This window comes from Cryobacterium zhongshanensis (assembly GCF_022760445.1).
Classification (GTDB): domain Bacteria; phylum Actinomycetota; class Actinomycetes; order Actinomycetales; family Microbacteriaceae; genus Cryobacterium; species Cryobacterium algoricola.
Window position 1 is genome coordinate 293,685 of the sequence record NZ_JALGAR010000003.1, and the last position, 11,402, is coordinate 305,086.

Below are 11,402 nucleotides of genomic sequence, written 5' to 3' on the forward strand. Positions count from 1 at the left end.
GCGCGAGCCAACAGAATCTGCAGGAGTTATGCCAACTACAGGGCCGGGTAGTCGGCGGCGAGGGCTCGGACGGCCGCCTCGAGGGCATCGACGGCGAGGGCGACGTCGGCCGCGGTGACCGACTCGTCCGGGTGGTGACTGATGCCGCCGGCGCAGCGCACGAAGAGCATGCCGACGTCGGTGATCGCCGCGATCGCCATCGCGTCGTGACCGGCGATCGAGGGTAGCTCGCGCGGGGCGTCGTCGGCCGGGGCCTCCGGGCCGGAATCCGACCCGCCCTCGTCGGGCCGGGCCGCGTCGGCCGGTGCCGTTGTCGGCTCGGTCGAGCGGATGCCCGTCGCAATCGCCGCGCGCAACCGCGGTGAGCAGGCGACGGCCGCGGCCTCGTGCACCTGGGTGCTGGCGAGGTCGAGGCCCCGCGTGCCGCAGATGTCCGTGAGTGCGGACTCGATCAGTGTCCAGCCGCGGTCCCGGTCGGCGTCGTCGGGAGCGCGCAGGTCGAGGCTGAATTCGACCTTCCCGGGAATGACGTTGACGGCGTCGGGGAACACCCGCAGGTGCCCGACGGTCGCGGTGAGCCCCTCGGCACGGGCGATGCGCTCGATGGTGGTGATGCCTTCCGCCGCTCCGGCGAGGGCGTCGCGGCGGCGGGGCCACGGCGTCCCGGAATGCCCGGCCGAGCCGGTGACCGTGAGCAGGAAGCGGCGGGCCCCGGCGATTCCGGTGACGACGCCGAGGGCGCGGCCTTCCTCCTCGAGCACGGGCCCCTGTTCGATGTGCGCCTCGAGGTAGCCCAGGAGTTCCTGGGGGGCCCGGGCGGCGTCTCCGACCTTGGCGGGGTCGAGCCCGAAGGCGAGGAACGCCTCGCGGAGGCTCACGCCGCCCGCGTCGCGCAGGTCCCACCAAGACTCGAGCCAGGTGCCGGCGACGGCGCGGCTGCCGAGCAGGGTCGTGCCGAAGCGAGTGCCCTCCTCGTCGCCGAACGCGGCGATCTCGAGCGCGAACGGCAGCGGGCGGCCGGAGGCGGCGATCCGCCCGGCGACCGCGATGGCAACGAGCACACCGAGGATGCCGTCATAGCGGCCCGCCGCACGCACGGTGTCGAGATGCGAGCCGAGCATCAGGGCGGGAAGCCCGCGGGTACTGCCGGACAGGCGCGCGCACTGGTTGCCGGCGGCATCCTGCCAGGTGGTGAGCCCTGCTGCGGTCATCCAGCCGGCAACCCGGTAGTTGACGGCGGCGTGCTCCGCCGAGAGGTAAGTCCGCTCGATCCCGTCGGTGAGGGAGGAGTGCCGGGCGAGCTCGTCGCACCGGGCCAGAATGACGGCGGCCTCGGCATCCGACACGGTCGGCACCGCGGCCGTCATGAGAGCACCGCGGCGTCGTCGGACGCAGCAGCGTCACGGTCCGCGTCGGCGTACAGGTCCCAGGCCGCGCCGACTCCCCCGCCACCGGTGACGGATGCCCCCGCGCGCCGGAGCACCTGCTCGAGCGCCGCGAGGGTGGTCAGCACGGTGTCCTTGCGGGCGTTGTAGCCCATCACGCCGATCCGCCAGACCTTGCCGTGCAGCGGTCCGAACGAGGTGCCGATCTCGATGCCGAAGTCCTCGAGCAGGGTGCCGCGCACCGCGTCACCGTTGACCCCGTCGGGGATCTCGACCGCGACGACGTTGTTCATCCGGTGGGCCGGGTCGCCGAACACGGACAGCCCGAGGCCGTGCACTCCCGCGAGCATCGCCGAGCCGTGCAGCCGGTGCCGGGCGACGGCCTCTGCCATGCCCTCCTCGACGAGGATGCGCGCGCACTCGCGGGCGCCGTAGAGGGCGGTCGTGGCCTCGGTGTGGTGGTTGAGCCGGCGCGGACCCCAGTAGTCGAAGAGCATGGCGAGGTCGAAGTAGTTCGAGCGGATCCGGTTGGGCAGCACCGCGTCCCCGGCCTCCCGGATGCCGGCCTCGATGCTCCGGCGGGAGTCGATCACGTCGACGGCGCGGGCCGAGAAGGTGGCCGGTGCGGAACCGGATGGCCCGGCGAGGCACTTCTGCAGGCCGGCGGTCACGGCGTCGAGGCCCCAGGCATCCGCTTCGAAGGTGTTGCCGCCGAGCGACGCCGTCGCGTCGGTGTAGAAGAGCACGCCGTGCCGGGCGCAGATGTCGCCGAGCTCGTCGAGCGGCTGGGCGAGGGTCGTCGAGGTGTCGCCGTGCACGATCGCGAGCAGCGTCGGCCGGGTCTCGATGATCGCCTGTTCGATCGCGGCGGGCGTGAACACGGTGCCCCACGGCACCTCCCGCACGTGTACCTCGGCGCCGACGCGTTCGGCGATCTCGCGGAGGAGGTGGCCGAAGCGTCCGAAGATGGGCACGAGCACCCGGTCGCCCGGCTGGATCAGTGAGACGAGTGCCGCCTCGATCCCGGCACGTGCCGTGCCGTCGATCAGGAGCGTCTGCTCATTGCCGGTGCGGAATACGTCGCGGTACAGGCCCATCGTCTCGGTCATATACCCCGTCATCGCCGGGTCGTACTGGCCGACGAGCTGCGCGGACATGGCGCGCAGCACCCGTGGGTCGGCGTTGATCGGCCCCGGTCCCATCAGCAGGCGCTGCGGCGGGTTGATCGGAAGGCTCGGGACGGGGGTTGACTGCAGCGAAAAGGTCACATGACCAGCTTAGGCACGCGGCGTTTCCACGGTGTTACCCCGCCGCATCCAGCGTTCTGTCAGGGATTCCGTCGGCCTCGCTCGCGGGCCCGGCCGTCGACGGGCTCAGCCCTCGAGCCCCGCAGCGAGCCCGGCGGCCAGATCGAGCAGGGCGAGGTCGGAGTGACGCGGTCCGACGAGGCTGAGCCCGACCGGCGCCCCGGCGACGGAGAGGCCGGGCAGGGACACCGCGGGGTACCCGCCGATCGCGGCGAGGCAGGTCAGGGAGAGCGTCGCGGTGCGGATCGCTTCGATCCGGGCCCCGGACGCGGTGCGGGCCGGCGCGGTCGATGAGGTGGAGGGCAGCAGCAGGATCCGGCCGTCGAGGGCCGCGTCGAGCCGTTCCCTGGCCTCGGCGAGGTCGATCCGGTGCGCGCCTGCCTCGTCCTCGTCGATGAGCGAGGCGAACGCGAAACGGGAGCGCACGTCGGGGCCGAGCGTGCCGGGGTGGGCGTCGACCCAGTCGCCGTGGGCGTGCCAGGCCTCGGCCGCCTGCACGGTGCGGAACGTCTCGAACAGGTGGGTCAGCGGGTCGAGGGAGATGATCTCGACCGCGGAGAGGTGCCCGCTCTTCTCGAGGCGGTCGACCGCGGCGACGAACGCCGCCTGCACGCCCTCCTCCGCGGCGAACACGGTCTGGGCGCACACGGCGAACCGGGCGGGCAGCAGCGGCAGCTGCCGGTCGGTGTCGAGCGAGACGGCGGCGGCGGCCCGGAGCAGCTCCGGGTTCCTGGCGAGCCAGCCGACCGTGTCGAACGAGGGCGCGAGCGGGAGCACCCCGTCGCGGCTGACCGCCCCGTGGCTCGTGCGCAGCCCCCAGAGCCCCTGGTAGGAGGCAGGCACCCGGATCGACCCTGCGGTGTCGGTCGCGAGGCCGAGGTCCGCCTGGCCGAGGGCGACGGCGGCGGCGGGCCCGCTTGACGAGCCGCCCGGCAGTCCGCCCGGCACGCGCGGATTCGGGGGTGTCCCCGAGTGCACGTTGGTCCCGGCGATGCTGTACGCGAACTCGTCGGTCTGGGCGATGCCGATCACGCTCGCCCCCGCCCGGAGGAGGGCGGTGAGCGAGGGTGCGCTCTCGGTCGCGGCGGTCGCGCTCTCGAGGTAGGCGGGGGTGCCGGCCCCGACCGCGAACCCGGCCACGTCGAAGAGATCCTTGACCGCGACCCGCACGCCCGCGAGGGTTCCGCCGGCCTCGCCGGCGACGAGCGGCGTGCCGACCACCCGCCAGATGGTCCGGTCGATCGCGGGAGCGGATGCGGCGACCTGCGCGGCCTCGATCCGCCAGCCCGCCGCGGTCCGGCTCCAGAGTTGCGTCACCAGACCGGCCCCGCCGGCCACGGGCGCGTTCTCGGCGACGATCAGGGCGTGGTCGGTCCCGATGGCTCGCACGTGCAGTGAGCGGATGCTGCGCCGCACGACCCCGGGTCGGCCGGCGCGGAATCCGGCGATCGCGTCGCTCCCGACGAGCAGCCCGGTCGCGTCGCCGCGGAGCGTGTGCGGTCCGGGAACGAAGAACCCCGCGAGCGCCTCGAGGTCATTGGCCGCGAGCGCGGCCTCGTAGGCCTCGAAGGCGGCGAGCAGGCCGCCCGGCAGCTCCCCCGTGATCGAGGTCGGCCGAAGCTCGGGCGCAGCGGCCGAGGGTGCGGCGCGCACGGGCCGTCCGGCCGGGAGCGCGGCGGCCGGGGACGTTGCGGCAGGGGGCATCGCCGCCGTGGGCCCGGCAAACGCAGGAGTGGCTGCCGAGGGCATTGCGGCCGGGGGCACAGCGACCGCGGGCACGCCGACCGCAGGCGGGGCCGGACGGAGCACGGCAGGGACGGACGCACGAGCCGCCGTGACTTCGACGGGTCGGCCGTTCTGCTCAAGCACCGAAGTCCGCCGTCCGGATGCGGGCGTGCACGCCCGTGACACGGTCGACGACCTGCGAGATATTGAAGTCGGTCGCCGCGCTCAGGTAGGCGTACGCGAGGGTCTGGTCCATGCCGTAGCGGGCCCCGAGCAGGGCGATCGCGGCGCGCACACAGGCCCGCATCGCTTCGTCGAGGTCCGGGTCGAGCCCGGTCGGCACGAGGAACTCATCAGTCTCGGCGAGCGGTCCGGTGAGCCGGCCGAAGAGCGCCGCCGCCTCCTCCGCCGGAATGACATCGAAGCGGATGCGCACCCGCAGGCTCGCCTCGAGCGCCGTCAGCGCCACCTCGCCGTCGCCCTGCGCGAAGTGCGGGTCGCCGACGTAGGCGAGCGCGCCCGGCACCTGCACGGGCAAGTACAGCGCGCTGCCGACGGTGAGCAGGCTGATGTCGAGGTTGCCGCCGTGCGCGCCGGGCGGGACGGAGTGCGGCCGGGTGTCACCGGCGACGCCGACGCCCATGATGCCGAGGAACGGGTCGAGCGGGAAGCGCACGACCCGGTCTCCGCCGGGGACGAGCGGCAGGGTGCCGACGAGCGCCCCGGCTTCCGTCCCGTATCCGGGATCGGTGTCGACCTCGGTGAACACGGAGACCGTGCCCGGTCCGACGGGGTACTCGCCGGGCAGCGCCCCGCGGCCGTGGCGGCTCGAGATGACGCCGTACGGCACCCGGGGCGCCGCCTCGAGCAGGGTCATCCTGAGCAGGTCGCCCGGGAGCGCACCGCGCACCTCGATCGGTCCGGTCACGACGTGCGGACCGTCCGCCTCGGCGTCCCGCGGGTAGTCGCTCGCGGCGAGCGCGACGGCATCCGTGAGCACATCGATCGCAGCGACGCCGTGGCCGCCGAAGAACGCGAGCGGGTCCCTGCCCTGGTCCTCGAGCAGCCCCTCGTGGCTGAGGGTGTCGATCGTCACGACGTCACCGGATGCGATCGAGAGCACCGCGGCATCCGCCGCACAGGGCAGGCGACCCCACAGCACGGTCTGCGGGGTGGCCGGAAGGTAGTGCCCGGGCGAGATACTCCCCATGCCTGGGTGGAGTACGACGTACGACATGGGAGCGCCTTCCAGGTACGCAGAAACAAGAACGTGGTGCTTCACACTATTGGTGCCTCGCGATCGAGGCTATCTCCCGTTTGCGTGCCATTCCACCAGCCGGTACGTTTCAGGTCACTGTTGACACGATCGACATGAGTTTTACCTCCAGGAAACATACCCAGCAGTCCCCGTCCCGAAGGATCATCGTGCTCGAGAAGCTCCGCCGTCATCCCGCGAACCTGCACCTCGGCCTCATGCTGGCGCTGACGTTCTCCACCGGCCTGGCGGATGCCGTCGGGTACCTCGGCCTGGACAAGGTGTTCACCGGCAACATGACGGGCAACGTCGTCATCCTCGGGATGGCGCTCGCCGGCGCGAGCAACCTGCCCGTGCTCGGCCCGTTGCTCGCCCTGTTCACCTTCATGCTCGGGGCGGCCATCGGCGGCCGGGCGCTGCGGCCCGTCGCGATCGGCTGGACGACCCACGCGACGGCGCTGTTCGCGGTGCAGGGCGCGATCATGGCGGGACTGGCGCTTGCCCTGGTCCTCGGCGGCGGGCATCCGGCGCAGCCCTTCGACCTGGTGATCACGAGCCTCCTTGCCGCGATGATGGGACTCCAGGCGGGGGTCGCCCGGCACATCGGGGTCAAGGACGTCACGACGGTCGTCGTGACGTCGACCATCACCGGGCTGGCCGCGGACTCGCGACTCGGTGGCGGCAAGGGTCAGCCGTGGTTCCGCCGGGTGGCCGCCATCCTGCTGATCTGCGCGGGCGCCCTGGTCGGTGCCCTCCTGCTCTCGGTGCACATCGCCTGGGGCGTCGCCCTCTCTGCCGTGATCACCCTCGCCGTCGCGGCGCTCGGGCACGCGGCCGGGCGCCCGCACCACGCGCCGGAAGCCGTGGTGCGAGCATGAATTTCCGGTAACGGTGGCGGGAACGACCCCCGGCATGTCAGGCTTAACCGGTGCCGAAGACTTTCGAAAAATCGGACCTGCGTGAAGCCGTCTCCCTCGACCGCCCCTGGGTCACCATCGTGTGGGACGATCCGGTCAACCTGATGTCCTATGTCTCCTACGTGTTCCGCAGCTACTTCGGGGTCGCACCCGAGGAAGCCGAACGCCTGATGCTGCGGGTGCACAACTCCGGCAGGGCCGTCGTCGCAACCGGAAACCGCGAGTCGATGGAGCGCCACGTCGAGGCGATGCACGGCTTCGGGCTCTGGGCCACCCTCTCCCACGAGGACTCGTGATGCTGTTCACCCGCGATCCCGCCGGAACGGTGTCCGCGAGCTTCGAAGCCGTCGAGCTCGGGCTGCTCCGGCTCGCAGCGAGCCAGCTGATCGAGCTCCTGCTCGCAGCGGAGTCGCATGCCCTCGGCACCGGCGCGGACCCGGCGCTCAAACGGCTGCTTCCGGATGCCTACCCGGGCGACGCAGAGGCCTCCGCCGAGTTCCGGCGTTTCACCTCCGGAGACCTCCTCGAACGCAAACTCGACAACGCCAGGGTGCTGCTCGCGACGCTCGGCGAGGAACCCCTCGACGAGATCGCCGACGAACCCGTCGGGCCCCTCGTGGACGACCTCTTCGAGGTTCCGGCGACGCCGATCGCGCTCGACGCCCCCGCCGTACAGTCCTGGCTGCGCACGCTCACCGACCTGCGGCTCACCCTGGCCGAGCGGCTCGAGATCTCGCCGGACGGCGAACAGCACCTGGACGCCGACGAAGCCCCGCTGCTCAGCAGCATCTACGAGTGGCTCGGCATGGTGCAGGAGTCCCTCGTCTACGCCGTCGACCGCTGAGCCCCAACCGCAGAGCCGGGCACTGTGTCCCGGAGGCAGCATCCGCACTCTCGTGCAAAGTCGGAGATTTTCGCGACACGCCGTGCCTCCACCCAGCGGATGCGGCGAGTCGCGAAATTCTCCGACGTTACGCCCGTCACCGGTCGCCGGAACGCCGCGACCGAAGGAGCGGGAAAGCGACGGAGGAAGGCGGCGCGATCAGCCCGCTGCAGGGACCGCCGCGAGCGCCGTCAGCGCCTCGTAGGCCCGGCGCGGGCCCGTTCCACCCTGCAGTGACCCGCTGAGGTCGTCGAGCCGCACCCGGTCGGGTGCCGCGAGCGCGAGCACCGACCGGAGCGCGTCGCCGAGTTCGACCGCCGTCGCGGTATTGGGCGCGAGCGAGAGCCCGAACCCGGCGGTCTCGACCGCCTCCGCCCCGGCGAACTGGTCGGTGGAGAACGGCAGCACGAGCAGCGGTACCCCGGCGGTCATCGCCTCGGTCACGCTGTTGTTCCCGCCGTGCGTGACGGCGACCGCGGCGGCACCGAGCAACGCGACCTGCGGCAGGAAGCCGCGCACGAGCCAGGAGTCCGGGATCGGGCCGAGCTCGGCGGGGTCCGTGGACCCCGTCGCGAGGGCGACCCGGACATCGAGGCCGCGGAGGGCATCCGACACCCGGGCGAGCACGTCGCCGCGCACGGACAGGAAGCTCCCGAAGCTCACGTAGACGAGGGGCCGGTCGTCGCCTGCCGCAACGGCGTCGGCAAGCCACGCCTCCACCTCGGGGTCGCGTGCCTCGGCGCGCACCGCGGAGCCGAGGAACACGTGCTGCGGAAGCAGGGCCGTGCGATCGGGCGCGTGCAGTTCACCCGGGTAGTTGAGCATCAGCACGTCGCCGGATTCGGTGAAGGCGTCCCGGCTCGGCTCCGCCGCGGGGTCGAGTTCGAGCAGGGCGGCATTCCACTGGGCGGTGAAGGTGTCGCGTACCGCCTCGCAGGTGCGGTGGAGCCCGGCGAGGTCGTCCGGCTCCGGGGAGAAGGCGTCTGGCCAGGTGGACGGGTAGCCGTAGACCTCCGTGCCGACCGGAAGGGCGCTCGGGTGCCCGAGCACGATGTCGGCGTGACGGATGCCGGCGCTCAACAGGGCGAGGCGGGCGCTGAAGGCGAGGTGGTCGACGATGATCTGGTCCGGGCGCACCTCCGCGACGATGCGCTGCACCTCACGGGCGATCTCGACCGGGTTCCAGAGCAGGTCGCTGCTGCGTGCCTCGGCCTGGAACTGCAGTGTCGGCACGAGTCCGAGCCTGGTCGCGGCGAAGAAGCCGCGGAGGGCGTCGTCCTCACCGCTCGGCTGCTGTTCCGCCCGGATGGTGCCGGGGTTCGAGCCGCGGCCGAGCTGCAGGTTCACCCGCTCGAAGCCGAATTCGGCGACGATCCCGGCCGTCGCGGGGCCGCTCGCGACGACGACCCGTTCCCCGGCGGCCTGCCAGGCCGTGCCGAGGGTTGCGAGCGGGAACAGGTGCGAGGCGTAGTCCGGGCTGATGATGAGCAGGGTCATGAGGCGCTCAGCGTCCAGGTCGACGCCAGTCCCCGGCCGGCGAAGCCCTGGCCGGAGAGACCCTGGCCGGTGAACGCCTGGCCGAAGCCCGTCCCCGCGTCCGCCCTGAGGCGTTCGTGCGCCTCGGCGACGTCGTGGTACACCCCGGAGAGGGTCGTCGCCATCGCCTGGATCGTGAACGAGTCGGAGACCATGGCCATGGCGCGCTCGGCGAATTCGGGACCGAAGGGGCCCGCCGCGAGATCGAGCGCCTCACGCACACCGCCGGCGAGACCGGCCGGGTTCCCGGTGTCGACCAGGAACCCGGTCACGCCCTGTTCGACGTAGGTGGCCGGTCCCCCGCCGTTCGGGGCGACCACGGTGAGCCCTGCCGCCATCGCCTCGAGTAGCGCGATGCCGAATTCCTCTTTCATGCTCGCGCAGACGTAGACGCCGTTGGCCGCTGCGAGACCGGTGCGGCCGAGGCGGGTGGCGGCGAGCCAGCGGGCGACGGTGTCGTTCGAGCGGTGCCCGGCGAGCAGCAGCCCGGCCGAGGCCGCGTCGCCGCGCGGGACGGCGGCGTGGATCCTGTCGAGCTGTCCGGCCTCGTCCGGGGTGGGGTTCGCAAGGTCGCCTCCGACGATCAGGAGGTTGCAGGCGGCCCGGAGCGCAGGGTCGGCCGCCCAGGCTTCGACGAGGGTCGCCATGCCCTTGACCCGGTGCAGCCGGCCGACCGTGATCGCGAGCGGCAGCGCGCGGCGCTCGGGCGGGAGGGTCGCGAGGAGGTCGTCGAGCTGTCCGAGGGCGACAGCGCCCTCGACGCTCATCTGCGCGGGAACCGTGGATGCGGGTGCTGCGGCGGCGTCGGACACCGGCTCGGCGTACGCTGCGGCCACGTCAGCCTCCTCCGGCGTGCCATCGCTCGCCCGGGCGTCGACGAGCGAGGCCTCGATCACGGCGATGTCGATGCCCTCTGCGACGATCGAGTGCCGTTCCGGGTGCTGCGTCACGTCGATGCCAACGAGCTCACGCAGGTCACGCTCGAGGTCGGGCCGGGGAAAGAGCACGGTGTGCGCGGCATCCGCTGCGAGGCGCTGGACGAGCCGCACGCGGAACCAGAAGTGTTCGGTCGCATCGACCGTGCCGAAGGTCGCGCGGGTGAGGGCGCCGGCGGACTCGAGCGAGCGGATGAGGCTGTGCGGGTCTGGCGCGACGGTGAACACGACCGGGATGTCGAGTTCCCTGGCGACCGTCGAGGCAGCGAGGGTGCCGACGTCCGCCATCCGCAGGTGGATGGCGTCGACAGGTCCCGCGGCGCGGAGCACCCGGCGGATGCCGCGCTGGGTCGCGATCCGGCGCGACCAGGCGTCGGCGGATGCGACGGGCTCGCCGAGGAACGGTACTGTCGCGAAGGCGTGGCCAGACAGGGTCGACGACACCTCGGGCAGGCAGTCGAGGGCGGATGCGAAGCCGCCCCGGGAGAGGGTGAGCACCCGGCCGACCTCGCCGGCACCGCTGCCGGCGTCGCCGGTGACCTGGCCGGCGACGAGGGCGTCCCCGAGCCGGACCAACAGGGTCGCGATGCCGCCGTTGTCGCCGGAGCCGACCCGGGTCAGCGCTCCGTCGATGTCGGCGTGCAGGAACAGCTGGGCGACGGTCGTTCCGCTGCTCCACGGGGCCCGCGGGTAGCTCGGCACGGTCAGGTCGATCACGGCGAGCCTGGCGACCTCGGCGAGGACCCCGCTGCCCGCGGCCAGCCCGGTGACGATCCGGAGGCCGGTGTCGCCGGAACCGAGCCCGGAACCGATCCCGGTTCCGATTCCCGCGCCGGCGCCCGAGAGGGAGCCAGGGGCGGCGTCTGCGAGCCCACGGTCGCCGATGGCGGCGATCGCCGCAGCCCGCACCTCGGTCGCCTCCGCCGGGTCGACGGCGACGCGGAACAGCGTGCGTTCCGGGATCCGCCCCGAGATCTGGCCGATCGTCTCGACCAGGCGCGCCCTCGCGCCCGGCTCGCTGACGCCGAGCAGTGCTCCCTCGACGGCGAGGGCGACGGGGGCCGCGACGGCCGCGCTCCATTGTTCGAGGGTGCGCTGGGCGATCATCCCGGCGAAACCGCCGTCGATGACCATGCCGAGCAGGGGTGCGACCGCGTCGAAGCGCGGTAGGCGGGCACCGAAGGCCCAGGCCGCGTGCTCGCGGAGGAAGAGTTGCTCGTGCCCGAGCAGCGAGACGAGCACCTCGTCGGCCGTCTCGTCGAAGACCTGGGCGAGGGCGTGCACGGCGGCGATCGCGGTGACCTGGTCTGCGGGGTCGACGGCGGCCTCGGCGAGCAGGCGCACGGCCCGGCTGCCACCGTCCCGGCTCGCGGAAACGGTGAGGTCGTCTGCGGCCATGATCGTGGCGAGGATCGAGTCTGCGGCCCTGAGCGAATCCAGTGTGCTCTGTGTTCCCATG

9 protein-coding genes are annotated in these 11,402 nt (G+C 72.7%); 3 read left to right on the top strand and 6 right to left on the bottom strand.

The genetic code is table 11. The annotated features are described in order from the left end of the window. Nucleotides 1–35: 35 nt before the first annotated feature. The 4 genes from MQH31_RS12985 to MQH31_RS13000 all read right to left on the bottom strand — a co-directional run bounded on the left by MQH31_RS12985 (nucleotide 36) and on the right by MQH31_RS13000 (nucleotide 5,654). Nucleotides 36–1,367, bottom strand: a complete 1,332-nt coding sequence (locus MQH31_RS12985) for a Zn-dependent hydrolase (RefSeq protein WP_243012384.1) — start codon at nucleotides 1,365–1,367, stop codon at nucleotides 36–38. Further along, entirely contained in the window at nucleotides 1,364–2,587 is a 1,224-nt protein-coding gene (locus tag MQH31_RS12990; protein ID WP_134536582.1) for a pyridoxal-phosphate-dependent aminotransferase family protein, read from the bottom strand. Before MQH31_RS12990 ends, MQH31_RS12985 begins: the two co-directional genes overlap by 4 nt. A gap of 171 nt (nucleotides 2,588–2,758) precedes the next feature. Continuing rightward, nucleotides 2,759–4,561 (bottom strand): AtzH-like domain-containing protein, encoded by a 1,803-nt coding sequence (locus tag MQH31_RS12995; RefSeq protein ID WP_243012385.1) that lies wholly within the window; start codon nucleotides 4,559–4,561, stop codon nucleotides 2,759–2,761. Beyond that, nucleotides 4,554–5,654, bottom strand: a complete 1,101-nt coding sequence (locus MQH31_RS13000) for an acetamidase/formamidase family protein (protein WP_243012386.1) — start codon at nucleotides 5,652–5,654, stop codon at nucleotides 4,554–4,556. Before MQH31_RS13000 ends, MQH31_RS12995 begins: the two co-directional genes overlap by 8 nt. Nucleotides 5,655–5,788: 134 nt before the next feature. Between MQH31_RS13000 and MQH31_RS13005 the strand changes: the two genes are divergently transcribed. Genes MQH31_RS13005 through MQH31_RS13015 form a run of 3 tightly spaced genes read left to right on the top strand, consistent with a single transcriptional unit; the run spans nucleotide 5,789 to nucleotide 7,433 of the window. Beyond that, nucleotides 5,789–6,550 carry a YoaK family protein gene (locus tag MQH31_RS13005; RefSeq protein WP_243012387.1) on the top strand — a complete coding sequence of 254 codons (762 nt, stop codon included), beginning with the start codon at nucleotides 5,789–5,791 and terminating at the stop codon, nucleotides 6,548–6,550. A gap of 50 nt (nucleotides 6,551–6,600) precedes the next feature. Continuing rightward, on the top strand, nucleotides 6,601–6,885 hold the full coding sequence (gene clpS, locus MQH31_RS13010; RefSeq protein ID WP_198416016.1) for an ATP-dependent Clp protease adapter ClpS: 285 nt from the start codon (nucleotides 6,601–6,603) through the stop codon (nucleotides 6,883–6,885). Continuing rightward, nucleotides 6,885–7,433 carry a DUF2017 family protein gene (locus MQH31_RS13015; protein WP_243012388.1) on the top strand — a complete coding sequence of 183 codons (549 nt, stop codon included), beginning with the start codon at nucleotides 6,885–6,887 and terminating at the stop codon, nucleotides 7,431–7,433. The genes clpS and MQH31_RS13015 overlap by 1 nt, the downstream gene beginning before the upstream one ends. Before the next feature lie 198 nt (nucleotides 7,434–7,631). On the opposite strand, the gene MQH31_RS13020 is transcribed toward MQH31_RS13015, so the two are convergent. Together MQH31_RS13020 and MQH31_RS13025 are read right to left on the bottom strand one after the other, a co-directional pair. After that, nucleotides 7,632–8,969 carry a glycosyltransferase gene (locus MQH31_RS13020; RefSeq protein WP_243012389.1) on the bottom strand — a complete coding sequence of 446 codons (1,338 nt, stop codon included), beginning with the start codon at nucleotides 8,967–8,969 and terminating at the stop codon, nucleotides 7,632–7,634. Further along, nucleotides 8,966–11,401, bottom strand: a complete 2,436-nt coding sequence (locus MQH31_RS13025) for a glycosyltransferase (RefSeq protein ID WP_243012390.1) — start codon at nucleotides 11,399–11,401, stop codon at nucleotides 8,966–8,968. Before MQH31_RS13025 ends, MQH31_RS13020 begins: the two co-directional genes overlap by 4 nt. Between the last annotated feature and the right edge of the window lies 1 nt (nucleotide 11,402).